Raw genomic sequence first — 24141 nt, forward strand, 5'->3', positions numbered from 1 at the left:
GCGATCGATTCCGCGGTGGCCGACGGGAAGGCCGACGGGTGGCCGACGGGAAGGCCCACGGGGCGGTTGGCGGGGGCGACGGGGTGGCCGAGAGGGTCGCCGACGAGGATGCCGGACGACCCGCTACGGCTGGCCGTACCCGTCCAGGAAGTGCGCGATCCGGTTCACCGCGTCCGTCAGATCCTCGACCGAGGGCAGCGTCACGACACGGAAGTGATCGGGCTCCGGCCAGTTGAACCCCGTACCGTGCACGACCATGATCTTCTCGGCCCGCAGCAGGTCGAGGACCAGCTGCCGGTCGTCCTTGATCTTGTAGACCTTGGGGTCCAGGCGCGGGAAGAGATACAGCGCCCCCTTCGGCTTCACGCAGGTCACGCCCGGAATGGAGGTCAGCAGGTCGTAGGCGACGTCCCGCTGCTCCAGGATCCGCCCGCCCGGCAGCACCAGCTCGTTGATCGACTGCCGTCCGCCGAGCGCGGTGGCCACGGCGTGCTGCGACGGCATATTGGCGCAGAGCCGCATGTTGGCGAGGATCGTCAGCCCCTCGATGTACGAGGACGCGTGCGCCTTCGGCCCGCACACCGCCAGCCAGCCCGAGCGGTATCCGGCCACCCGGTAGTTCTTGGAGAGCCCGTTGAACGTGAGCACCATCAGATCGGGCGCGATGGTCGCGGTCGGGGTGTGGGTCGCTCCGTCGTACAGGATCCGGTCGTAGATCTCGTCGGAACAGACGACCAGGTTGTGGCGCCGGGCGATCTCCGTCAGCCCGCGCAGCATCTCGTCGTCGTAGACCGCACCCGTCGGGTTGTTCGGGTTGATGATCACGATCGCCTTGGTGCGGTCGGTGATCTTCCGCTCGATGTCGGCGAGGTCGGGCATCCAGTCGGCCTGCTCGTCGCACCGGTAGTGCACGGCCGTACCGCCGGCCAGCGAGACCGAGGCGGTCCACAGCGGATAGTCCGGAGCCGGTACCAGGACCTCGTCGCCGTCGTCGAGCAGCGCCTGCATCGACATCTGGATCAGCTCGGAGACGCCGTTGCCCAGGTAGATGTCCTCGACGTCGAGTTCGATCCCCTTGGTCTGGTAGTGCTGCATCACCGCCCGGCGCGCGGACAGCAGCCCCTTCGCGTCGCCGTAGCCGTGCGCCCCGGAGAGGTTGCGCAGTATGTCCTCGAGGATCTCGGGCGGGCACTCGAACCCGAACGCGGCAGGGTTGCCGGTGTTCAGCTTGAGGATGCGATGACCGGCCGCTTCCAGCCGCATTGCCTCCTCAAGCACGGGGCCCCGGATTTCGTAACAGACATTGGCGAGCTTCGTGGACTGGATGACCTGCATGTCTGGGAGCTTACGACCGCGTTTCACGAGCCGCCCGGGCTTTGTCCTCCGGTTGCCCCACCCGGGTATTTCCGCTCGCCCGCGCCGTCTTCCATAGCCATGCGCCCACCGCCCGGCGCCGTGGGAACGCCGGGCGGTGGCAGCGACGGGGCTTCGAATGCGGTGGGGCAGGGAGTGACGGACCCGGACGGGTGAGATGCGCCACGACGCGGGGAGTGACGGTCCTGGTTCTCGGGGCCCGGTCCCGAGAACCACGGCCAGGCCCCGAGGCCGGGCCGTCACGGCTTCAGCTTGTCGGCCTCCCGGACCTCGTGGAGGTGGATGAGGACGTCGTAGGACTTGGCGAGCGCGACGTCGCGCGGCTCCTCGGGGAACCGCGTGCCGACGCCGAGCGTGGGCCGGGCAACGTTCAGCCAGGTGCGCGCGGCGGCCGGGGCGGTGCGGGTGTCCAGATAGAAGTCCCGGTAACGGACCTGGTCGAGGGTGTGCTCGTTCCTGCCGGGGCCGGCCGCACCCACGGTGAACTTCTTCCACTCACCACCGATGGCGTCATCCTTCGAGAGGAAGGAGCCTTGGTCGAAGGTGAAGCCGATGGGCAGGTAGCTCCTGCCCATCGTGTCGCGCAGGAACGATCCCTGCGTCTTCGGGTACAACTCCGGGTTGCTGGCGAGGTAGCCGACGTGGTCGTTCTGCGCCGACAGCAGGATCTTGCCGCCGGTCCGCTTCTGCCACCAGGTGACGTTCTGGGCCATCACCTCGTCGCGGAAGCGCTGGAATTCGGCCATCGAGTCCATGTCGGCGGGGTTCATGGTGAGGAACTTGGTGGTCTGGGCGATCGAGCGGGCGTTCTGCTCGGCCCAGTCGAATGCCTCGCCGCCCGAGCCCTTTTGGCTGCTGACCAGCTCCAGGGCCTGCTGCGCCTGGGCGGCGAGCCGCTGCCGTTCCGCGAGCGGTTTACCCAGGTAGGCGAAGACGTCGTCGATCGGGCGCAGTCCGGTGTAGAGCTCGTTGAGCTGCGGCAGCGCCTCCGGGTGGTTCTCCTTCACATAGCCGGTCACCCGGCCGAAGAACTCGTCGTTGATCGAGGGGGCGCCGATGTCGTCGCCCATGAAGTGGACGGGGCGGTCGGGGTGGTGGCGGTTGTACTCACGCATCCACTCGATGAGACCGACGAACTCCTCGCGCTCCCACGGAGAGCCGGCGAACACTTCCTTGGCCAGCTTGCGGGCGTCGCCCTTGCCGGTCTGGAGGTAGTCGTCGACCTGGAGGCCCCCGGACCAGCTCAGCTCCAGGGCGAAGGTGGTGAAGCCCTTCTTCTCGACGAGGTGGCGGAAGACCCGTTCCTTCATGGTGAAGAACTCGTGGGATCCGTGGGTGGCCTCGCCGAGTCCGACCACCTTGGCGTCGCCGACCATCGCGCTCAGGGCCCGCAGGTCGGCCGTGTTCCCGCCCGGTTCGGTCGAGCGCAGCGGATGGGCCGCCTGCTCCAGCGCGTGGACGGGGCCCTGCTTCCCGCCGGGTGTGCCTGCGGTGCCCGCGGGACCGGCCGTGGCGGCCTGGACTGCCACGGGAACGAGGACCGCTCCCGCCGCGACCACCGCGGTCGCCAGCAGTGCGCGCCGGCTGATGCGCTTCCGGTGCTTGGCCATGTTCGTACCCCTCAACTTGCATTCGGTGCTTGAGAGGGATCTTCGCCCGTGACTACCCAGCCGCGCGCTGGGGTCAGCTTCCGAAATGCTTCGGGGGAATACCCCCGGACGGCGGTACCGCTGACTCCACTGATCCGGGAATGGAGCGTCGGGTTGCGCCACGTCAGCTCAGATGCGCGGAGCCTGACAGACATGCGGCGGCGCTTCCTCGTCGTCACTCCGGCAGCCGGGTGTCCCCGGGCAGGCGGATGCCGAAGTCGGCCGCCAGGACCCGGAGCACCTCGGCGCCGTCCGCCAGCTCCCGTTCCGTGCGGGTGCCGTCGTTCGCCGTGACCGTGAGCGTGCGGCCGGTCAGCGACGGGGGGAGGTGCCGCCGCGCGTCGAGTATGCGCTGACCCCGCTGGGTGTCGGACTCAACGAGGCGCTGCGGCCGCTCGGCGCCTGGGGGAGGGAGAACATCCTCGTCGACGCCGAGCGACCGCATCCCTGACGGGCGGGAGAGCGCGCTACGACGTGCTCAAGGTACGGGCGCGAGCGCGGAGAGCAGCGGCTGATACCCGCGGTGGCCCACCCGGCCGGTCCGGGCACAGGGCGATCCTGCGCACCGGGCTGTCGCAGTCGGCCCGGGAGCTGACGGGCCGACACCGCGTGGCTTGAAACCGCCCCTTGTGGGAGCCCCTCTCGTACGCCAACATGCGCATGTCAAACCGAAGGAATTTCGGTCACAGGGGCCATCAGGGCCCTGGACAGGTCACCAGAGGGGACCCCCCACATGAAGAAGCCTCTCGTCGGCGCGCTTTTCACCGTTCTGCTCCTCGGGGCGGGAATCGCGCCCGCGACCGCGGCCGCCGGCCACGACGCGGCGCCCGGCACGGTCAAGGCGCAGAGCCGGCCCCAGGAACAGATCAAGCCGAAGGCGGTCAACTTCGCCGGAACCGTGGCGCTCAGCAACTGTTCCGGCTCCGTCGTCCGTACGCCCGACTCCCAGCCCGGCGACCCCGCGCTCGTGCTCTCCAACGGGCACTGCATGGAGTCGGGATTCCCGGGGCCGGGCGAGGTGGTGTTCAACCAGCCGTCCACCCGTAGCTTCACCCTGCTGAACGCCGCCGGCAGCGGCGTCGGCACCCTGCGGGCCAGCAAGATCGCGTACGGGACGATGACCGACACCGACATATCGGTGTACCAGCTCACCAGCACCTACGCGCAGATCGAGAGCACCTACGGCATCAAGGCGCTGGAGCTGAACACCGCGCACCCCGTCCAGGGCACCGCGATCACCGTCGTCTCCGGCTACTGGAAGCGCACGTACGCCTGCAATGTGGACGGCTTCGTCTACCGCCTCAAGGAAGGGGAGTGGACCTGGAAGGACTCGGTCCGCTACACCTCCGCCTGCCAGACCATCGGCGGTACGTCCGGCTCCCCGGTGATCGACAACGCCACCGGCAAGGTCGTCGCCGTCAACAACACCGGCAACGAGGACGGCCAGGAGTGCACGGACAACAACCCGTGCGAGGTCGACGAGAGCGGCAAGGTGACGGTGCGCGAGGGCATCAACTACGCCCAGGAGACGTACGGCATCGTGCCGTGCATCGGCGCCGGCAACAAGTTCGACCTCAGCCGGGCGGGGTGTGCCCTGCCCAAGCCGTGAGCGTGTGAACGAGCTGCCGCCGCGCTGCCCGGCCGGGCAACGCGGCGGCCACGCGTGTCCGTGGGTTCAGCGCGGCGGTCACGTGTGTCCGTGGGTTCAGCGCGTGCCCGCGCGCCGGATTGCCGCCTCGATCCCGTCCAGCAGTACGCCGAGCCCGGCGTCGAACGTCTCCCGCGCCTGGCGCTCCAGGAAGGGCAGCTCCTCGCCGTCGGGGCCGGGCGAGGGCGGCGGAGGGGCGGACGCGCTCTCCATGGCGCTCAGGTCCGGGTAACGGTCCGCGAAGTCGGGCGCCACCTCGCCCAGCAGTGCCGAGCGGGCGAACCACCACTCCTCGTCCGACTCGCCCGTCACCGCCGCGGCCTGCCGCGCCTCGGCGACCGTCCCGGCGCAGCCGCGGACGAAGTGGGACAGCGTGCCGGTCAGCCGCCGCAGGAGCGGGGCGTCGAGCCCGGTCCCGGCCAGGAGGCGTACGAGGGTGTCCAGGGTGCCGTACTCGTGCGGGCCGAGGACCGGGCGGGCCTGGGAGACCTGGAGCACCCAGGGGTGGCGGAGGTGGAACGCCAGCGTGTCATGGGCCCAATCGGTCAGCCCGGTGCGCCAGTTGTCGACTCCGGGGTACTCCGTGGGCAGCTCGGCATGGACCGCGTCGTACATCAGGTCCAGCAGTTCGCTCTTGCCGGGGACGTACGTGTAGAGGGCCATCGCCGTACGTCCCAGCCGCTCGCCCACCGCGCGCATCGAGAGCGCGGCCATGCCGTCCTCGTCGGCGACGGCGATCGCGGCGGTCACGATCGCGTCGACGCTCAGCCCCGGCCTCGGGCCCGGCGCGGGGCCGCGGCGCGGCTCCTCCGGCCGTTCGGCGCGCCACAGCAGGGACATCGAACGGCGGGCATCGCCCTGTCCGGCAAAGACCACCACTTGCGACTCCTTACGCCATAAAGTAACTTCGCCCGGGCAATTCCTTAGGGCGTAAAGTATCAGTCGCAGAGAGTGGGGCCGCGATGGGTCAGGCGTTGCCTGTGTCGTACGTACGGGTCGTGGGGGTGGAGCGGATCACCCCGAGGACGGCACGCGTCACCTTCTCCGGGGACGCGCTGGCGGAGCTCATGGAGGACCGGCCCGACCAGCAGATGAAGCTCTGCTTCCCCAGGGAGGGGCAGGAGGCGCCCCGGCTGCCGGAGCCGGACGCCGACGACACCCATGGCATGCGGTGGTACGAGGCGTATCTCGCGATCCCCGAGCCGGAGCGTCCGCTGATGCGGAGCTTCACCGTCCGCGGGTACGACCGCCGAAGCGGCCTGATGACCGTCGACTTCGTACTCCACGGCGACGGAGGCCCGGCCGCCCGCTGGGGCCGGGACGCGCGCGCCGGGGACGTTCTCGGCATGGTCGGCCCGTCCTCGATGTACGCCCGGCCGCTGCCCGACGCCGACTGGCTGCTGCTGGCCGGGGACGAGACGGCGCTCCCGGCGATCGGGACGCTCCTGGAATCCCTCCCGGCCGGGGGCCGGGCGGTGGTCTGTGCCGAGGTCGCCGACGAGGCGGAGGAACAGGTGCTCGCCTCGCCCGGCGAGGTGACCGTGCACTGGGTGCACCGGGACCGGGGCGGGAGACTCGCGGATGCGGTGAGGGGTGCCGGGCTGCCCGCCGGATCCGGCGCGGCATGGCTGGCCGGTGAGGCCGGGGCGGTACGGGCGCTCCGTCGCCACCTGGTCGAGGAGCGCGGACTGCCCAGGGCCGCCGTGGAGTTCAGCGGCTACTGGCGTAGCAGCCTCAGCCAGGACGACGCCCCGACCGAGGAGGACCTGGCCTGGGCGAAGGAGCGGGCGGCGGAGGATTGGGACCCGGCCTGACAGGGCTGTCCCGTGACGGGGCGGCTCTTGGCCTCGCCGTTGCGGGGGTGCGTGCCCCGGTGCCGTCTCAGGGGTGCGGCTGCCGTCGGCGGATCACCTGCGGCCGGCCGCAGGCGTCGACGGGTCGCCGGTACCCTGCCCGGCCCGTGCCGCCCCGCCCCGCACCGCTTTTCCCGCCAGCACCTGCGTCCGGCGGCCGTCCTCGATGACGAAGCGGCCGTCGATCAGCACATGCGGGATGCCGGCCGGCAGCGTGCGCGGCTCCTCGAACGTCGAGCCCGCCGCCACCGTCGCCGGGTCGAAGAGGACCAGGTCCGCGCGGTAGCCCTCGCGGACGTACCCGCGGTCGGCCAGCCGCAGCCGCCGCGCGGGGCGGGAGGTGAGGTGGGCGACGCACTCCTCCAGCGACAGGATGCCCAACTCCCTTACGTACCGGCCGAGATAATGCGGGAACGTGCCGTACGCGCGCGGGTGCGGCTTGTCGCCCTGGAGGATGCCGTCGCTGCCGCCGGTGTGCACCCGGTGGCGCATGATCTGCCGGACGTTCTCCTCGTGGCCCACGCGCTGGAGGATCGTCGTGCCGAGCCGGTCCTCGACGAGCAGCCGGCGGGCGGTCGCCCAGGGCTCCTCGCCGCGCAGGCGCGCGGACTCGGCGACCGTACGGCCGACCTGGCCGGCGAGGACCGGCACGCTGACGCCGGAGATCTCGATCGTGTCCCACTCGATCGGCACGCCGTGGCAGCCGTCCGAGCCGAGCACCTCCAGATGGTGCCGGATCCGTTCCGCCGTCGCGTCGTCCGCCAGGCGCGCGAGGACCGACTCGGGTCCGCCCTCGCCCGCCCAGCTCGGCAGCATCGCGACGAGGGTGGTGCAGCCGGGGGTGTACGGGTAGGTGTCGAGGGAGATGTCCGCGCCCGCGTCGAGGGCGTCGTCGAGCAGGGCGAGCAGTTCCGGCGCCCTGCCCTTGTTCACCCCGAAGTTCATGGTGGCGTGGGCGAGGTGGAGGGCGCAGTCCGCGTTCCCGGTGAGCCGCACCATCTCCTCGTACGCGCCGAGCGCGTTGGCTCCGTACGAGCGGTGGTGCGGGCAGTAGTAGCCGCCGTACCGGGCCACCACCCGGCACAGTTCGGTGAGTTCGGCGTCGTCCGCGTACATGCCGGGGGTGTACGTGAGGCCGGAGGACATGCCGACCGCGCCGTCCGTCATGCCCTGGGCGACGAGTTCCTTCATCCGGGTCAGCTCGGCGTCGGTGGCCGGGCGGTCCTCCCAGCCCATCACGTGCATCCGGACCGTGCCCTGGGGGATGAGGTAGGCGGCGTTGACCGCGATGCCCTGCCCGCCGAAGTTGCGGTCGAGGCGGTCCAGGTACTCGCCGACCGTGCGCCAGTCGAAGTCGAGGTCCGAACCGTCGCCGTTCCAGCCGGTGATCGTCCTGCGTACCTCGGCGAGCGTACGGTCGTCGGCCGGGGCGTACGACAGGCCGTCCTGGCCGAGGACTTCGAGCGTGACGCCCTGCGCGGCCTTGGCGCTGTGGTCGGGGTCGCGGAGCAGTGCGAGATCGCTGTGCGCGTGCATGTCGACGAAGCCGGGGGAGAGGGCGAGTCCGTCGGCGTCGAGGATGCGACGGGCGAAGGGGCGCGGGCCGGGGGCGTGTTCGGGGTGGATCTCGGCGATCCGGCCGTCGCCGATGGCCACGTCGGCGCGGTGGGCGGGGGCGCCGGTGCCGTCGATGACGCGTGCATTGCGGATGACCAGGTCCATGGGGCCCGCCTTTCAGGGGCGTTCGTTCCCCGGCCCGCGGGGGATCAGAAGAACGTGCGGATGTAGTCGGTGACCGTGCCGTCCGCCTCCACCAGCGGAATCAGCTGCCACTTGTCGAAGCTCGTGCACGGATGCGACAGGCCCATCCCCACCCAGTCGCCCACCTCCAGCTCCGCGCCCGGCTCCGTACGCACCCAGGTGTGCTGGTCCGACAGTCCGCTGACCGCGACACCCGTCGCAGGCCGGAGCGTGCCGTCGCGGCCGGACCGTACGACCTGGGCCTGCGGGAGGTCGAGGTCGTACGCCGCGTCCCGCTTGCCCGCGTTCAGGAACGCCTGCTCGGGGGTGGGGCGGGAGACGACCTGGGCCCAGAGCCGGAAGGCGGGCCGCAAAGTCCCCTCCTGCGGAACGCGGTTGAACGGGGTGAGTTTCCGGTAGTGGCCGTCGTCGTGCGAGACGTACGCCCCCGAGCGCAGCAGCCTGAGCACCGGACCGGAGAGTTCAGGCATCTCCGCGAACGCGTCCGCCACCGTGTCGAACCACGCGCTGCCGCCCGCGCTGATCACGATCCCCTCACCGGCCGCCACCGACGCCGCGAACCTGCCCGCGCGGTCGAAGCCGACGGCCAGCGCCACGAGTCGGCGCAGCCACTCGCGTACCCGCTCCCCGGACGCGTCCGGCACCTCGCCCTCGTAGCCGGCCACGCCCACCAGACGCAGGGTCCCGGTCGCGGCCACCGCGTCGGCGACCGCCGCGCACTCGGCCTCGGTACGGACACCGGTGCGCGCGCCCTCGCCCGCGCCCAGTTCCACGACGACGTCGACCGGCCGGGAGGCGCCCGCCGCCCGCAGCGCCTCGTCCATCAGCTCGACGCCGCGCACCGAGTCGACGTAGCAGATGAACCGGAACTCCGGGTCGTCGTCCAGCTCGCCGGCCAGCCAGCGCAGGGCCGCGGCGTCGACGAGTTCGTTGGCGAGGAAGATCCGCCGGATTCCGTACGCCCGGTAGACCCGCGCCTGGTGCGGCACGGCGGCAGTGATGCCCCAGGCACCGTGTGCCAGCTGGCGGGCGAAGAGCTGCGGAGACATGGAGGTCTTGCCGTGCGGGGCGAAGGCGAGCCCGTGGCGCTCCGCGTACGCCTCCAGAAGGGCGAGATTGTGCTCGACCGACTCGGCGGACAGGGCGAGCACCGGGGTGGTGAAGCCGCCCGTGAAGAGATTGCGCCGCTCGGCGGCGAGGGCGCCGACGGTCAGGCCCTCCGCGTCGGGCGGGAGCGCCTTGAAGCGGTAATCGACCAGCTCGTCGGCTAGTCCGGTCACAGGACGGTCGGCGGCCAAGGGGGCCTCCTCGATCGAAGTATTCGTTGCAGCATATGCAACTCTCATTGCGTATACCGCTTGACGCTGTCTAACATCCGAGCCGACGCCGGGTCAATGCCGACGGCCTGCGTCGATTCTTCCCCGCCCCGCCGCACATCCGCCCGCCTTGCCGCCCCACCGCCCGCCCCGCCGCACCACTGCCCGCCCCGCCGAACCCACCGACCCCGCGAGGAGCCCCGAGTGCCCGGAACCCCGGCCAGGACCGCCGACGCCGACACGGCCGCCGAAGTCGTGTGTCTCGGCGAATCCATGGTGACGTTCCTGCCGTCGCAGCCCGGACGCCTCGCCGACGTGCCCTCCTTCGGCCGCGGCATCGGCGGCGCCGAGTCCAACGTCGCCTGCGCGCTCGCCGCGGCCGGGCACCGGGCGGCCTGGGTCGGCAGGGTCGGCGCGGACGGGTTCGGGGACCACCTCGTCGGGGCGATCGCCGGGTACGGGGTCGACACCTCCGCCGTGCGGCGCGATCCGGAGCGGCCCACCGGGATCTACTTCCGTACGGCGACGGACCGGGCCACCGATGTCCACGAGGTCGCGTACTACCGGGCCGGGTCCGCCGCCTCCGCGATGTCCCCGGACAACGTCCCGCACGAGGTGCTGTTCGCGGCCCGCGTCCTGCACCTGTCCGGCATCACGGCGGCGCTCTCCGCCGACTGCCTGGCCCTGCTCCACGACCTGACCGCGCCCCGGCCCGACCGCCCGCTGATCTCCTTCGACGTCAACCACCGGCCGGGCCTGTGGCGCGACACCGACGCCGCCCCCGGCGTCCTCCTCGACCTCGCCCGCCGCTCCGACCTGGTCTTCGTCGGCGAGGACGAGGCGGAGGAGGCGTGGGGGGTGAAGGGCGCGGAGGCGATCCGTGCGGTGCTGCCGGAGCCGGAGGTGCTGGTCGTGAAGCGCGGGTCCGACGGGGCGACGGTGTTCTCGGGGCCCCGCCCCGGCCCCCGCTCCTCGGACACCGAAGGGGCCGGTCCTGTCTCCGCGGGAGTCGGCCGTGCCTCCGGGGGATCCGGTCCTGTCTCCGCGGGGGCCGACTCCGTCACCACCGTCCCCGCCCTCCACGTCGATGTCGTCGCCCCGGTCGGCGCCGGTGACGCCTTCGCCGCCGGTTTCCTCTCCGCCACCCTCCGCGGCCTCCCCGTACGCGACCGCGTCCGGCACGGCCACCTCATGGCCGCCGCCGTCCTCACCGTTCCCGGCGACCTCACCGCCCCTCCGGCCCGCGCGCACGCCGACGCCCTCGCCGCACTGGACGACGAAGCCTGGGGGAGACTTCGTCTCGGCCCCGGGTGGACGGGGCACGACCAGGAGGTACGAACGACGTGAGCGGGCGCAGCGAGCGAACGGACAGGAGGGGCGTCCCGGGCGACGTCCGGGCCGAGGGCAGCGAGGCACGCGCATGAGCCAGACCGTCGACCGGGCGCTGAGCATCCTGCCGCTGCTCGCCCGGGGGTCCGCCGACCTCGGGCAGGTCGCCGAGCGGCTCGGCGTCCACAAGTCCACCGCGCTGCGCCTGCTCCGCACGCTCCACGAACACGGGCTCGTCTACCGCCAGCAGGACCAGCGCTACCGCCTCGGCGCCCGTCTCTTCGCCCTCGCGCAGGAAGCCGTCGAGAACCTCGACGTACGCGAGATCGCCCACCCCCACCTCGTCGAACTCAACGAGAGCTGCGGCCACACCGTGCATCTCGCGGTGTACGAGGAGAACGAGGTCCTCTACATCGACAAGGTCGAGAGCCGCTACCCGGTCCGGATGTACTCACGCATCGGGAAGCCCGTCGCGATCACCGTCGCCGCCGTGGCGAAACTGCTCCTCGCCGACCTCACCGAGCCCGAGCGGCGCGCCATCGCCGAGAAGCTCGACTACCCCATGTACACGTCCCGTTCGATCCCGAACGCCGGTGCCTTCCTCAAGGAGCTCGCCGCCGTCCGCGAACAGGGCTGGGCCACCGACCTCGGCGGCCACGAGGAGTCCATCAACTGCGTCGGCGCCCCCATCCGGGGTGCGGACGGTCGGGTCGTCGCCGCGATGTCGGTCTCCGCGCCCAATGTCGTCGTCACGGCCGAGGAACTCCTCACCCTGCTCCCCCTGGTGCGCCGCACCGCCGACACCATCAGCCGGGAGTACTCCGGCACCGACCACCCCCACCAACCCAGGAGAGCCTGAACAGCCATGACCGAGAAGATCGCCCTCACCCCGAGCACCCACACCACGCCGCCCGCGAAGTTCTCGCACGGGGTGAAGAAGGGGAACATCCTCCAGGTCGCCGGTCAGGTCGGCTTCCTCCCCGCCGTCGAGGGCAAGGCCCCGACCCCCGCCGGTCCGACCCTGCGCGAGCAGACCCTGCAGACCTTCGCCAACGTCAAGGCGATCCTGGAGGAGGGCGGCGCGAGCTGGGACGACGTGATGATGATGCGCGTCTACCTCACGGACGTGGACCACTTCGCCGAGATGAACGAGATCTACAACAGCTACTTCGGCGAGCAGAACCTGAAGGCGGCCCCCGCCGCCCGTACGACGGTCTACGTCGGCCTTCCCAAGGGCCTGCTCATCGAGATCGACGCGCTCGCGGTCCTCGGCTGATCCGGCTGAGCAAGCCGATCGTGCCTGCCGACGGGTCAGGACGGGCGGGTGCAAATGATGTTCTTGCCTCCGTCCACCTTCCAGTACCAGTTCCGCTCCCCGGCACCCGCCGGACAGATCTGGCCGCTGTACGACTTGGGCGCCCGGTAGTAGTCGGTGATCTGCAGGATGGCGTAGCCCGCGACCGGCACCCGGTCGGAGCTGCAGTTCCAGACCACCATCAGATCGGCCTGGCCGTTCCCCTTCGGATCGGCGGGAAAGCACTGGCCCTTACGGAATTGACGCGACAGGCACAGGGTCGTGTCGAACCCGTCGTCCGCCGAGTGGTGCCACTCGCCGCGGCCGTTCCCGCTGCGGCAGTCGTAGGGGGAACCGGAGGTGGAGGTGGCGCTGGAGACATAGACGTAGGCGCTGGCGGATTCGCAGTCGACCCGGATGGGCACCGAGGCGCTCCACCTCCCGTGCCCGTCGTCGTAGACGTTGAGACAGTCACCGGAACGCACGGCGCGGAACGCCTGGTCCGTGGGGTCGGGGGTGGGTGTGGGGGTGGGCGTGGAGGTCTGCCCGGCGGTGGAACCGTAGGTGCTTCCGCCGGACGCGGTGGTGCTGGTGCTGCCCGTATCGAAGAGCTTCCAGGGCTGCCAGACCACGAGTACGAAGAAGAGGACCGGGACGAGCAGCCAGCCGCTGCCGGAGGACTTCTTCGCCGCCGGTGGTGCGGGTTCCGCAGGTGTCGTCGGTGTGCGGCGGGGCGCTGATGAGGACGCTGACGCCGACGAGGACGCCGACGAGGACGACGAGGACGACGATGAGGACGTGGACGAGCCGGGCGACGGCCGTGCCGACGAGGCACGGGCCCGCCGCTCGGCCCGCCAGTGCTCCTTCGCGGCGCGTTTCTTCGCGCGTTCGCGTTCGGCGCGTTGGTGTTCTTCGGCGGCGCGTTGCCGTTCTCGTGCGGCGCGTTTCTCGGCGCGTTCGCGTTCGGCGCGTTGGTGTTCTTCGGCGGCGCGTTGCCGTTCTCGTGCGGCGCGTTTCTCGGCGCGTTCGCGTTCGGCCCGTTGGTGCTCCTCGGCGGCCCGCTGCCGTTCCCGCTCGGCACGTTCCTGCTCGGCACGTTCCTGCCCGGCGCGTTCCTGCTCGGCGCGTTCCCGCAGGTCCCGTTCGCGTTCCCGCAGCCGCCGCAGGTGCGCCTCGCGTTCCTCGGTGTACATCCGGGTGGTGCGCGGTGGCGGCACCATGCTCGTGCGCTGGTCGACGGTCGGGGCTTCCGGCTCGATCCGGTTCGTGCGCGCGAGGTCCCGGCCCTGGGCCGCGTACTCCTCGATCAGCGCCGTCCAGCGCGGTGGCAGCCAGCGGCTGCCGCTGTGCGTCGCCGGCATCCCGGCCTGGTCCGCCCGGAACCGGCCGAGCAGATCGGCGGGCGTGGGGCGTCCGGCCGGATCGGTGGCCAGGCACGGGCGGATCGTCGGGACGAGTTCCTTCGGCAGCCCGTCGAGGTCGAGTTCGCCGCGCTGTACTCGGGCGAGCAGGCGCAGGGCGTCGCCGTCCGAGCGGTACGGCGGCCGGCCGGTGGCCAGCAGGAACAGGGCCGCGCCCAGCGAGTACACGTCCGACGCCGCCGTGGACGGCTCGCCGCGCGCCTGCTCGGGCGAGGTGAACGCGATGGTGCCCAGGGTGAGGCTGGTGCGGGTGAGGTCGCTGGCGTGGGAAATGCCGAAGTCGATCAGCCGGGGGCCGGCCAGCGGCAGCAGCACGTTCTGCGGCTTCACGTCGCGGTGCACGATGCCCTCGCGGTGCAGGGTGACCAGTGCTTCCGCGGTGCCGGCCGCCGCCCACCGCACGGCCGATGCGGGCAACACCCCGCAGCTGCGCACCAGTTCGGAGAGCGGGGGCGCGGCGATGTAGTCGATGGCCATCCAGGGCCGCTCGGCGCCCGGGTCCGCGTCCCGTACCCGCGCCGTGTGCGCGCTGTCGACCCGCTGCGCGAGCGTCACCTCCCGGGCGAACCGCCGCCGGTCGATCGCGCTGACATCCCCCTCCGCGAGCAGCGTCTTCACCGCGACGAGCCCTCCGGCGCCCCCAGAGCCCCCAGCGTCCCCGGCGCCCCCGGGCCCCCCGGTTCTCCGGCCGGACTTCCCGGGGCCCTGCCCGTCGTCGCTCCGGGCCAGGTAGATCCGCCCCATGCCGCCGGAGGCCAGCCGCCCGATCAGCCGGTACGGCCCGAGCACCGCCGGATCGTCCGCGCCCAGTGCCTGAACCCGCGCCCCGGCCATGTCGCTCCCCCCGTCGCACCATCGCGCCCCCACCACGGTGGCACGCGAGCGCCCATGAGGCCATGGGTCGGGCCTGTCCCGGACACCGCGCCCGGAACCGGGACAGACAGGGGACGGCCCCGTCCCCGCAGACCGGCGGGGACGGCCCCGGCCCCATGGACCGACCCGGCCGGGCCCGCACCCGACCGGGCGTCGCTCGACGCGGCGTCCCCTCCGGTGTGTTCTCAGCCACCGGGCCAGTACAGGGGGCCGCTCTGTTGCCCGTAGTACCCGGGTGTTGTCCAGGCAGCCGGCAGCTGGGAGGCCCGGTCGCTGACTCCGCCCGCGGCGGTGTACGTACCCGGGGGCGCGTCCACCGTCGTATCGCAGAAGCGGGTCTCGGTGGCGACCGGCCGAGGGCAGTGGTGCCGGTCGCTCTTGTGCCTCGTCTCGGTGCGCACGAGCCATGTCCACATCTGTTTCGGCGGGTCGGCGACGGCTCCCGCCGCCCGGTAGTACGTGGCGACGCGCAGCCGTCCTCCGGACGTGCCGATGCACATCCGGTACGTCACACCGTGGTCGGGGTTCTTCCAGCCGCTGCACTGGAGAGCCAGGTCCGACGAGTCCACGCCCGGCGGGTCCGCGTCCGGGGAGGCCGGTGGCCGTGGGGCCGTCGATGTCGGGGTTTCGGACACCGACGGTGTGGCGGGGGCGGGCGAGGCGGCACCCGAAGGTGTGGGATCGGTGGTCGGGCTCGATTCCGGGCCGGCCGAGGGCGAGACCGCTGGAGCGGGGGGCGGGTGCCCCGGACCGGTGCTGCCGCCTGCCGGGTACAGCCGCGCTCCCACCAGCACGACGGCCAGTACCAGTCCGGCGGCGTGCAGGGACACCGCCGTGCGATGGCGCAGGGTGCCCCGTGCCCGGGAACCGTCGCCCGACGCGACGACGACCTGGCTCCCGCCGTGGACGTTGTGGATGACGACGCTCGGGCCACCGGGGGCCGGGGCCGGCGCGTGGACACCGGCACCGGCACCGGCCTGCGTCCGCTTCACCGTCGAAAGCCGCCCACGGCCCGCGTCCTCCTCCCTCCGTCTTCCCGGCGTGTCCGGTACGTCGTCGGTGGTTCCCGCATCCCCCGAACCGCCGGATGCCGGACGGGACCCCGACGGGACGACACGTTGCAGCGCCATGCCGGTCACCGCGAGCAGCAGCCCCGCCACGGAGGCCACATCACTGCCGGTGCCCCACCCGTCGAGTTGAGCGACCACCACCGGAGCCAGCGCAAGCAGTCCCGAGCACCACCACAGAAGCTGTCCTCGCCGCCCGTGTCCGATGCTTCCCCGCTCCACAGAACCTTCCTCCGTCCGGGAGTTCGCCGCCCCCCGTGCGCGGCGAACCGGGTGGACAGTCTGCGCCGGAACGGCATTGAATTCCGCACGTGCGCAACGGTGCGAACAACCCCCGGTCAGAATGAAATCAATCTCCGGCCTGCCGACGGCCGACGGACAGGAAGACGGGGGTGACGCGTGGGACGGCAGGAGAAGCCGCTCGACGGGGACCGGGAGGCACTCGTCGAACTCGCCGCTGCGTTACGGGCGTTACGGGCGGCACAAGGAAACCCGCCGTACCGGACATTGGCCGCCAGAGTCCATGTGGCGCCCTCGACCCTCTCGGCGGCGGCCTCGGGCAACCGGCTGCCCACATGGGTGGCGCTCAGCGCCTTCCTGCGCGCCTGCGGTGTCACCGACGACACCGAATGGCGCGCCCGGTGGAACCGGCTGAGCGGGCGGGACGCTCCGCTCGCGGCCGGGCCGAACCCGGGACCGCCCCCGGTACGACGCGGCCGGCCGGTAGCCCCGCGTACCCCGTACGAGCGGCAGGCGTCCGGCCGCTCACCCGGTGTCCGTGTCCCTGACACTCCCACTTCCTTCGTCGGGCGGGCCGACGACCTGCGGCGGGTGCACGAACTGCTGTCCGCCGGACGGATGGTGACCCTCACGGGCCTGGGCGGGGTCGGTAAGACGAGACTCGCGCAGCAGACTGCCCGCAGCGCGGCTCTCCGGCACCGCGACGGGGCACGCTGGGTGGAGCTGGCCGAGGTGAGTGCGCCCGAGTCGGTCGCGAACCAAGTCCTCGCGGCGCTCGGCGAGGTGCCGGTCCCGGGAGTGCCGCCGCTCGCCGGACTCGTCGCGCTGTTGCGCGATCGCGACCTGCTCCTCGTCCTCGACAACTGCGAGCATCTGATCCCCGCCACCGGCAGGCTCATCGACGCCGTCCTGCGCGGAGCGCCGGACATCACCTTCCTGACCACCAGCCGCCATCCGCTCGGCGTCGGCGGAGAGTGCCTCTGCGCCGTCGCCCCGTTGCCGGTCACGGCCGACCGCGGCGGCGCGCTCGACCTGTTGTGGGCGCGTGCCCGTTCCGTCCGGCCCGATCTGCGATGGGGCGCCGCGGACCGGGAGAGCGCCCGGCAGATCTGCCGCCGCCTGGACGGTGTGCCGCTCTCGATGGAGATCGCGGCACGCCGGCTGCGATTCCTGTCGCCCGCCCAGCTTCTGGAGCGGCTGGATTCCGGCCTGCACGATCTGGGCAACGCGAATCCGGCGGCCCCGCCCCGCCACGCGTCGCTGCGGGCCGTGCTCGACTGGAGCCATCGGCTGTGCAGTCCGGACGAACAGTGGGCCTGGGCGGCCTTCTCCGTCTTCTCGGGCCAGGTGCCGGTGGAAGCCGCCGAGGCCGTCTGCGCGCCCGTCCCCGTACGGGCCCCGGCCGCTTCCCGCAGCGCCGTCCTCGACTCGCTGGCGGGGCTCGTCGACCACTCCATTCTCACCGCGGTGCGAACGGCGGACGGTGAGCACCGGCTGATGATGCCGGAGACGGTCCGCGAGTACGGGCGCACCCTGCTGGACGGGCGGGGAGGCGCCGAACTGGCCGCGCGCAGGCACCTCGACTGGTGGGCCGGGTTCGCGAGGAGCGCCCGCGAACGCTGGCACGGACCGGGCCAGGCCGAGCTGATCCGGGCCGTCCGGGCAGAGCTGGCGGGACTGCGCCGCGCCCATGAATACGGGCTGACGGAGTCACGCGACCCGGCCGCCGTCCGGGTGGCGGCCGGAATGGTGGCCGATCTGTGGTGGCATTGCGTCGCGGTGGGATCACTGGACGAAGGCCGCCGATGGATGACGCGCGCCCTGCACCGCACCATCGATGCCTCGGCCGGTGGTGCCTCGGCCGCCGACTCCTCGGCCGGTGGTGCCTCGACCGCCGACTCCCCGGCTGCCGACTCCCCGGCCGTCCGTGCCGGGAGGGCCGGTGACATCCACGATGCCGTCGAGTGCGATGACACCCGGGTATGCGAGGACACCCGGGTCCCCGTGACCCGGACCCTGCCCGTCGAGGGGACGGCCCCGGCGCCGGACCCGCCCGCGCCCACACCCGCCGGCGTGCGTACCAGGCTCATGTGGATGCGCGCGTACCTCGACGCCATGCGCGGGGACGCCGACGCAGCACTGAAGGGCGCGGTCCGGGCCGCGGGCCGCGCCCGGCGGTCCGGTGACCCCTGCGCACTCGGCTGGAGCCTGCTGGTGCAGGGCCTGTCCCTCCTGATGCGTGGGCAACCGGACCGGGCGGTGGCACTCACGGAGAGGTCGCTCGGACTCTTTCGGACGGAGGGGAACGCGGAAGGCCTCCAGCACGCGCTCAGTCAGCTCGGCACCGCCTACTGGCAGGCGGGCGACGCGGACAGAGCACGTACTCATCTGACGGACGCGGCAGCGGCCGCTGCCCGGACCGGAGAGGAGTGGCATCGCGGCTACATCCTCTGGTCCCTGGCCCTGTTGCTGCTGGCCCGTGGCGAGCCGGCCGAGGCACGCGCCACGCTGGCCGAGGCGCTGACCGGCCGGGAGCGGTTCCCGGACAGGCGCACACCGGTCGCGCTGCTCGACGCGCTGGCCCAGTGCGCGCTGGCGGAGCGCAGGGGGCTGCGGGAGGCGGCGGTGCTGCTTGCCGCTTCGGCGGCCATCTGGCCCGCGAGCGAGGCCCTGCTCTTCGGGTACGAGGGCCTGATCGAACGCCGCAGCGCGTGCCGCGCCGCGCTGCGCCGGGCCCTCGGGGAGCGGGTGTTCGACGCGGCGGTCACCGAGGGCGCGACGCTCACCCCGGCGCAGGCCGTGGGCCGGGCCGTGCGTCACTGTCTGTCTCCGACGGGGTGAACATGCAGCAGCGCCGCCGGGGAGCGGCGGCGCTGCTGGTCAGGAGGTACGGCCACCGGCTAAGGCAGGCCGTGGACGTGCGGGGCCACCGCGTTCGACCAGGCGTTGCCCGACTTGGCGTCCCAGTTGGTCGACCAGGTCATCGCGCCGCGGAGACCGGGGTAGGTCTTCGAGGGCTTGAAGGTGCCGCAGTTGGTGCCCGAGGCCAGGCAGTCCAGGGCCGCGTTCACGACCGAGGGGGACACATAGCCACCGCCCGCGCCGCTGGCGGAGGCGGGAACTCCGAGGCCGACCTGGGACGGGTCGAGGCCGCCCTCCAGCTGGATGCAGGCGAGCGCGGTGAGGAAGTCCACCGAGCCCTGCGAGTAGACCTTGCCGTCGCAGCCGAGCATCGAACCGCTGTTGTAGTACTGCGTGTTGACGACGGTCAGGATGTCCTTGATGCCGAGGGCCGTCTTGAAGTACTCGCCCGAGGTGGACTGCATGTCGATGGTCTGCGGGGCCATCGTGATGACGAGGCCGGAGCCCGCCTTCTGCGACAGCGAGTGCAGCGCCTTCGTCATGTACGTGGAGTTGAGGCCGTTCTCCAGGTCGATGTCGACGCCGTTGAAGCCGTACTCCTGGATGAGCGAGTACACCGAGTCGGCGAAGTTGGCCGCGGAGGCGTCGCTGTTGACCGAGACGGACCCCTTCTCACCGCCGACCGAGATGATGACGTTCTTCCCGGCCGCCTGCTTCGCCTTGATGTCGGCCTTGAACTGGTCGACGGTGTAGCCGTTCAGCCCCGCCGTGTCCAGGTTGAAGGTGACGGCACCCGGCGTGGTCGTGGCATCGGCGAAGGAGACCGCGATGATGTCGTAGTTCGCGGGCACGTCGCCGAGCTTCTGCACGGTCGCGCCGTTGTTGAAGTTCTGCCAGTAGCCGGTCACCGCGTGCTTGGGCACCGAGGTGCCGGGATGGGGATTGCCGCCGCCGTCCTTGGCCGTACGGCCGCTGACCGTCGCGGACTTGACGGACTCACCGGCCGCGTTGGTGGCGGTCACCGCGAACTGGTACGCCGTGTCGGCTGCCAGACCCGTGACCGTGGCGGAGGTCCCGGTGGACGTGGTGGCCTTCGTGCCGTCCTTGTAGACGGTGTAGCCGCTCGCCCCGGAGACCGCGTTCCAGGACAGGGCCACGGAGGAGGTTGTGGTCGCGCCGACCGCGAGTCCGGCCGGGGCGGCCGGGACCCCCGGCTCGGGGTCGGTACCGCCGCCGTCGGGGCCGCTGACCGAGACGTCGTCCACCAGATAGGCGGCCTGCCCGTACCAGCCGTGCGTGTACACCGTGACCGAGGTGGTGTTCGGGCCGGTCCTGAAGCTGGTGGTGAGCCGGGACCAGTTGGTGGAGCCGGGGGACCAGGCCGACACGTCGGTGGTTCCGGTGCCGCTCGCGCCGAGGTACGCGTACCCGCCCTGCACCCAGGAGCTGAGCGTGTACGTCGAGTCGGGCCTCACGGCCACGGTCTGGGCGCACTGCGCGTTGTCCTGGCCGCCCGGGGTGGCCTTGAGGGCGGCGGTGCCGCCGTGCACGGGCGAGGAGACGATGGTGCCACTGCCGCCGGAACAGGCCCAGTTGGCGAGCCCCGACTCGAAGCCCGCGTTCTTGGCGACGTTGATGTCGGCGGCCTGGGCGTTGCCGACGAGACCGGTGGCGGTCAGCGCGCCGGCCGCGAGGACGGCCAGGGCGCCGCCGAGGAGCGGCCGGGTGTGGCGCCTGCGGAGTCTGTGGCCGCTGGCGGGGGAAGGTTCCACTTTGCTGCCTCCGTGGGGGAGTTGGGGTGCTGGGCGGGGGAACTCGGGGGAAGGCCGGGCCGGGGGTGCTCGGGGGTGCCCGAAGACACCCGGGAACGAGTCGGCGGCATCGGCCGACGGGTATCGCGGCTGTCTTCGGAGTGGCGCGGAGATGAAGCGGGAGTGGGGTGGAGCGACGGTGGCCACCGCTGGCGGATAAACTGGTCCAGACCAATCAAGTTGTCAAGACCTCTGGCAGTGACGGTTGTACGGGCGGCGCCCGCCGGGCCGCCCCGCGTGGTCCCCGTCGCGCACCCGTGAACGCCCCCGCGCAGGTTCCGGAACCGCCGTGAACCCCCAATGAATTGACGTTTTGTTGACCTCGTACGCCCCCGTGCGGGTGACGTGGCTCAGATGTCCGGACAGTGACGACCCGGCCGCCGTCGCAGAGTCGTGTGCCAGGTTCCGCATCCGGTCTGACGTGCGGAAATCAATTCGAGGCCGCAGGTAATCGGAAGGTGGATTCGTAACACTCCGCAGTGGTGCAGGAGTTAACGGTTTTCGATTTGATCCGATTTAGCACCAGGGCGTTGCCCGGCCGTCTCGCACACGTTGTCGTACTGGCCCCCGAAAAGTGTTCTCTGCCAGGTAGGACGTGGATAAAGTGCTGAGGCAGAACCGCGGAGCAGGAGCGATTGCGGCCTACGTCATGACCGGCGTTTGGCCGGAGCCGAAACGGGGAACAGCGTGCCGACCGCAATAGCAGTGACCAGTGCTGATTTGGTACTACCTCCGACCGACCAGCAGACACCGACAGCCGCTCTGTTGCAGGCGCCCGACGCGCAGGCGCTGGAGATGGCCATCGGTGACATGCATGTGCTGCTCGAACAGCACGGGTACGTCGTCGCCGTCTACCCGACCGGTATCGCGCCCGCTCACGAGCGCCGCCTCTACTCCGTACGGTCCGTACTGGAGAGCGACCGCATCGCTCTGCTCAAGGTGGACCTCCCCCCCTTGGGTATCGCCGTACTCGTCAGGCAGCTGCGCCAGCTGTCCATCTGCGACTTCAGCCCGGGAGTGGTCGCCTCCGCCGCCCGGCTGCTGTCCCACTACATCCATGCGGGCGCCCTGCTGAACTCGGTCACCAAGTTCGACCGGGTTCCGGTCGACCTCAGGACACACGCACAGTCCTGGGTCCCGGGCTCCCAGTTCGCCGTGGTCGCGGGGCCGGACCCGCAGCTCGTCAAGGTCGGCCCGAAGGCGGACCTGCCGACCGGCCCGGAGTACGCCACCGACCTGGTGATCGCCAAAGGGCAGTCGCAGTCCGAGTGGGTCAAGCAGACTCTCGCACCCGCGTGGCAGGTCCAGTCCATTCACGAGGCTGCCCTCCCGTCCGATTCCCCGGCTTGGTGGGGAACCGGGAAACTGGTGGAATTCGCCGCCTATCTTCCAGACATCTCCGTCCTGTACCAACTGGTGGCCTCCGTGCGTCGAGAGAACTGCCACTGGTGCGGAATGGAGCTCATCGGCGACTGCTGCGGGTTCTGCTCCTCCCCGCTACCCGCAGCCGAGAGCCGAATGCACCCCGCCGGTGTCCTCAGCCATGGAGCGCCCGCACCACCGCAGTCCTAGCGCTTCCGCTTTCCTCCGTAGACGCCCTCCTGTCCGCTGCCCCACGCATCCGATTCGAACGAGGTTGTCCGGCCCATGAACTCCCGCCAGCGCCGCGGCGTGATACTCCTGCTTTTGTCGGTTCTGTGCGCCTTCGGCGCCTTCGCCGGCGTGCTCTCGGTGATCAGCGATGTCAATACCAAGGTCGGCCCCGAGGTCTCGGCCTACCAGCTGAAGTCGGACGTCGCGCCCTACACAGCCCTGTCGTCCGGCCAGTTCGAGAAGATCTCGATGCCGAAGCGCTGGCTCTCCACCAACGCGGTGACCGACCTCTCCGAGGTGAACGGCAAGATCGCCGTCACCCAGCTGCGCAAGGGCTCGCTGCTCCAGTCCGACATGATGCAGAAGCGCCCCGAGCTGCAGCCCGGGGAGCAGGAGATCGCCATCATGATCGACGCCGCGACCGGCGTCGCGGGCAAGATCACCCCCGGTGCCACCGTCAACATCTACGCCACCTTCGCCGGTGAGCGCGACGGCGACCCCTCCCAGTCGAAGGTCATCGTCTCCAACGCCAAGGTGCTGGACGTCGGCAAGCTCACCGCCCTGGAGCCGAGCGGCGACGGCAAGTCCAACATGGGCACCGAGGCCGTCCCGATCACCTTCGCACTCAACACGCTCGACACCCAGCGCATCGCCTACGCCGAGTCCTTCGCGGAGCACGTACGCCTCGCGCTCCTGGCCTCCGGCAGCGACAGCACCATCCGCCCGGGCGACCGCACCTACACGATCGACAAGGACAAGTGAGGATCGCATGACCACCAGGATCCTCCCGGCCGTCGGTGACCTCGACGCGGCCAGATCCGTCACCACCCTGCTCAGCCAGCTCCCCGACGCGGAACCGGCCACCCCGGTCGGCGACTCGACGCAGCTGATCGACACCCTCGCCCGGCTCGCGGGCGAATCCCTCGACGATCTGCCCGAGGTCGTGCTGGTCCACGAGCGGATCGGTCCGGTGCCGGCACTGGAACTGATCCGGGAGGTCTCCCTGCGCTTCCCCGCCATCGGGGTCGTGCTGATCACCGCCGACGTCACCCCCGGCCTGTTCGCCTCCGCCATGGAGTCGGGCGCGCGAGGCGTCATCACCCTGCCCCTGAATTACGAGGAACTGGCCAGCCGGGTCCAGTCCGCCGCCCAGTGGTCCGTCGGCGTCCGCCGGCACCTGAGCACCGGGGCCGATGTCTTCACCGGCCCCGGCGGTACGGTCATCACGGTCAGCGGTGCCAAGGGCGGGGTCGGCACCACCGTCGCCGCGATCCAACTCGCCCTGGCGGCCCAGGCGTCCGGGCGCACCGTCGCCCTGGTCGACATGGACCTCCAGGCCGGCGACATCGGCTCGTACCTCGATGTGCAGTTCCGGCGCTCCATCGTCGACCTGTCGACCATCACCGACATCTCGCCGCGGGTCCTGTCCGATGCCGTGTTCACCCACGGCACCGGTCTGGCGCTGCTGCTGGCCCCCGGCGAGGGCGAGAGCGCCGAGGAGGTCAGCGACCGCTCGGCCCGGCAGATCGTCAGCGCCCTGCGCTCCCGCTACGAGGTCGTGGTGATCGACTGCGGCAGCCAGCTCCAGGGAGCCAGCGCCGCGGCCATCGAGATGGCCGACTCGGCGCTGCTGGTCACCACACCGGATGTGATCGCGGTGCGCGGCGCCAAGCGCCTCGTACGGATGTGGGACCGGCTCCAGATCCGCAAGGCGGAGGAGACGGTCACCGTGGTCAACCGGTTCATCCGCAACACCGAGATCCAGCCGCAGCTGATCGAGAAGATCACCGGTACCCGGACGGCCAACACCGCGGTTCCCGCGAACTTCAAGGAACTCCAGGCCGTCGTCGACGCGGGCCGACTGCATGAACTCGACTCCAAGAGCACGGTCAAACAGGCCCTCTGGGCCCTTGCGGGCGAGCTCGGCATCGTCAAGGTTCCTGAGAAGACGGAAAAGAACGGCGCGAAGAGCGGCGTGAAGTTCAAGAACGACCGAGGCTCGATCGGCCGCCGACGCGACCGTGACGGCGACTCCCGGAACCGTTGACGA

17 protein-coding genes and 1 pseudogene are annotated in these 24141 nt (G+C 71.3%); 10 read left to right on the forward strand and 8 right to left on the reverse strand.

The annotated features are described in order from the left end of the window. Nucleotides 1–123: 123 nt before the first annotated feature. Both ACF08M_RS19235 and ACF08M_RS19240 read right to left on the reverse strand, forming a co-directional pair. Nucleotides 124–1335, reverse strand: coding sequence for a pyridoxal phosphate-dependent aminotransferase (locus ACF08M_RS19235; RefSeq protein WP_392186437.1), 1212 nt, complete (start codon nt 1333–1335; stop codon nt 124–126). 278 nt (nt 1336–1613) lie between these two features. Then, the gene (locus ACF08M_RS19240) at nt 1614–2984 is read right to left on the reverse strand and encodes an erythromycin esterase family protein (protein WP_392186438.1); all 1371 of its coding nucleotides are present in this window, start codon (nt 2982–2984) and stop codon (nt 1614–1616) included. Between the two features lie 364 nt (nt 2985–3348). Here ACF08M_RS19240 and ACF08M_RS19245 point away from each other — a divergent pair. Both ACF08M_RS19245 and ACF08M_RS19250 read left to right on the forward strand, forming a co-directional pair. Next, nucleotides 3349–3474 (forward strand): annotated as a pseudogene (locus ACF08M_RS19245) (winged helix-turn-helix transcriptional regulator); the annotation flags it as partial. A gap of 282 nt (nt 3475–3756) precedes the next feature. Then, nucleotides 3757–4632, forward strand: a complete 876-nt coding sequence (locus tag ACF08M_RS19250) for a serine protease (protein ID WP_392186439.1) — start codon at nt 3757–3759, stop codon at nt 4630–4632. A gap of 96 nt (nt 4633–4728) precedes the next feature. Here ACF08M_RS19250 and ACF08M_RS19255 read toward each other — a convergent pair whose 3' ends face one another. Further along, a complete protein-coding gene (locus ACF08M_RS19255) occupies nt 4729–5550 on the reverse strand; it encodes a TetR/AcrR family transcriptional regulator (RefSeq protein ID WP_392186440.1) in 822 nt (273 codons plus the stop codon). An 83-nt stretch (nt 5551–5633) separates the two neighbouring features. Here ACF08M_RS19255 and ACF08M_RS19260 point away from each other — a divergent pair, with 83 nt between their 5' ends. Beyond that, nucleotides 5634–6485 carry a siderophore-interacting protein gene (locus tag ACF08M_RS19260; RefSeq protein ID WP_392186441.1) on the forward strand — a complete coding sequence of 284 codons (852 nt, stop codon included), beginning with the start codon at nt 5634–5636 and terminating at the stop codon, nt 6483–6485. 93 nt (nt 6486–6578) lie between these two features. On the opposite strand, the gene ACF08M_RS19265 is transcribed toward ACF08M_RS19260, so the two are convergent. After that, on the reverse strand, nt 6579–8246 hold the full coding sequence (locus tag ACF08M_RS19265; RefSeq protein ID WP_392186442.1) for an amidohydrolase family protein: 1668 nt from the start codon (nt 8244–8246) through the stop codon (nt 6579–6581). A gap of 44 nt (nt 8247–8290) precedes the next feature. After that, nucleotides 8291–9583, reverse strand: a complete 1293-nt coding sequence (locus tag ACF08M_RS19270) for an alanine racemase (RefSeq protein WP_392186443.1) — start codon at nt 9581–9583, stop codon at nt 8291–8293. A gap of 222 nt (nt 9584–9805) precedes the next feature. Between ACF08M_RS19270 and ACF08M_RS19275 the strand changes: the two genes are divergently transcribed. The 3 genes from ACF08M_RS19275 (at nt 9806) to ACF08M_RS19285 (ending at nt 12206) form a co-directional block, all read left to right on the forward strand. Continuing rightward, entirely contained in the window at nt 9806–10948 is a 1143-nt protein-coding gene (locus ACF08M_RS19275; RefSeq protein WP_392186444.1) for a sugar kinase, read from the forward strand. A 73-nt stretch (nt 10949–11021) separates the two neighbouring features. Further along, entirely contained in the window at nt 11022–11789 is a 768-nt protein-coding gene (locus ACF08M_RS19280) for an IclR family transcriptional regulator (RefSeq protein ID WP_392186445.1), read from the forward strand. Between the two features lie 6 nt (nt 11790–11795). After that, nucleotides 11796–12206: a RidA family protein gene (locus ACF08M_RS19285; protein WP_392186446.1), complete on the forward strand. Its 411-nt coding sequence runs from the start codon at nt 11796–11798 to the stop codon at nt 12204–12206. 35 nt (nt 12207–12241) lie between these two features. Here ACF08M_RS19285 and ACF08M_RS19290 read toward each other — a convergent pair whose 3' ends face one another. Both ACF08M_RS19290 and ACF08M_RS19295 read right to left on the reverse strand, forming a co-directional pair. Beyond that, the gene (locus tag ACF08M_RS19290) at nt 12242–14479 is read right to left on the reverse strand and encodes a protein kinase (protein WP_392186447.1); all 2238 of its coding nucleotides are present in this window, start codon (nt 14477–14479) and stop codon (nt 12242–12244) included. A 224-nt stretch (nt 14480–14703) separates the two neighbouring features. After that, nucleotides 14704–15807, reverse strand: coding sequence for a hypothetical protein (locus ACF08M_RS19295; RefSeq protein ID WP_392186448.1), 1104 nt, complete (start codon nt 15805–15807; stop codon nt 14704–14706). A gap of 177 nt (nt 15808–15984) precedes the next feature. Here ACF08M_RS19295 and ACF08M_RS19300 point away from each other — a divergent pair, with 177 nt between their 5' ends. Next, nucleotides 15985–18666: an ATP-binding protein gene (locus ACF08M_RS19300; RefSeq protein ID WP_392186449.1), complete on the forward strand. Its 2682-nt coding sequence runs from the start codon at nt 15985–15987 to the stop codon at nt 18664–18666. 59 nt (nt 18667–18725) lie between these two features. Here the strand turns inward: ACF08M_RS19300 and ACF08M_RS19305 are convergent, their stop codons facing one another. Further along, the gene (locus ACF08M_RS19305) at nt 18726–20459 is read right to left on the reverse strand and encodes a chitinase (RefSeq protein WP_392186450.1); all 1734 of its coding nucleotides are present in this window, start codon (nt 20457–20459) and stop codon (nt 18726–18728) included. A gap of 744 nt (nt 20460–21203) precedes the next feature. On the opposite strand from ACF08M_RS19305, the gene ACF08M_RS19310 reads away from it, so the two are divergent. The 3 genes from ACF08M_RS19310 (at nt 21204) to ACF08M_RS19320 (ending at nt 24138) form a co-directional block, all read left to right on the forward strand. Further along, on the forward strand, nt 21204–22070 hold the full coding sequence (locus ACF08M_RS19310; protein ID WP_392186451.1) for a hypothetical protein: 867 nt from the start codon (nt 21204–21206) through the stop codon (nt 22068–22070). A gap of 75 nt (nt 22071–22145) precedes the next feature. Beyond that, nucleotides 22146–22853, forward strand: coding sequence for a Flp pilus assembly protein CpaB (cpaB, locus tag ACF08M_RS19315; protein ID WP_392186452.1), 708 nt, complete (start codon nt 22146–22148; stop codon nt 22851–22853). A gap of 7 nt (nt 22854–22860) precedes the next feature. After that, nucleotides 22861–24138, forward strand: coding sequence for a CpaE family protein (locus tag ACF08M_RS19320; protein WP_392186453.1), 1278 nt, complete (start codon nt 22861–22863; stop codon nt 24136–24138). Nucleotides 24139–24141: the final 3 nt, after the last annotated feature.

This window comes from Streptomyces sp. NPDC015032, from assembly GCF_043080425.1.
Classification (GTDB): domain Bacteria; phylum Actinomycetota; class Actinomycetes; order Streptomycetales; family Streptomycetaceae; genus Streptomyces.

What these genes read in the sequence shown, in the direction of transcription:
- ACF08M_RS19235 (WP_392186437.1), bottom strand. Translation starts at nt 1,335, where the DNA reads ATGCAGGTCATCCAGTCCACGAAGCTCGCCAATGTCTGTTACGAAATC.
- ACF08M_RS19240 (WP_392186438.1), bottom strand. Translation starts at nt 2,984, where the DNA reads ATGGCCAAGCACCGGAAGCGCATCAGCCGGCGCGCACTGCTGGCGACC.
- ACF08M_RS19250 (WP_392186439.1), top strand. Translation starts at nt 3,757, where the DNA reads ATGAAGAAGCCTCTCGTCGGCGCGCTTTTCACCGTTCTGCTCCTCGGG.
- ACF08M_RS19260 (WP_392186441.1), top strand. Translation starts at nt 5,634, where the DNA reads ATGGGTCAGGCGTTGCCTGTGTCGTACGTACGGGTCGTGGGGGTGGAG.
- ACF08M_RS19265 (WP_392186442.1), bottom strand. Translation starts at nt 8,246, where the DNA reads ATGGACCTGGTCATCCGCAATGCACGCGTCATCGACGGCACCGGCGCC.
- ACF08M_RS19280 (WP_392186445.1), top strand. Translation starts at nt 11,022, where the DNA reads ATGAGCCAGACCGTCGACCGGGCGCTGAGCATCCTGCCGCTGCTCGCC.
- ACF08M_RS19285 (WP_392186446.1), top strand. Translation starts at nt 11,796, where the DNA reads ATGACCGAGAAGATCGCCCTCACCCCGAGCACCCACACCACGCCGCCC.
- ACF08M_RS19290 (WP_392186447.1), bottom strand. Translation starts at nt 14,479, where the DNA reads ATGGCCGGGGCGCGGGTTCAGGCACTGGGCGCGGACGATCCGGCGGTG.
- cpaB (WP_392186452.1), top strand. Translation starts at nt 22,146, where the DNA reads ATGAACTCCCGCCAGCGCCGCGGCGTGATACTCCTGCTTTTGTCGGTT.
- ACF08M_RS19320 (WP_392186453.1), top strand. Translation starts at nt 22,861, where the DNA reads ATGACCACCAGGATCCTCCCGGCCGTCGGTGACCTCGACGCGGCCAGA.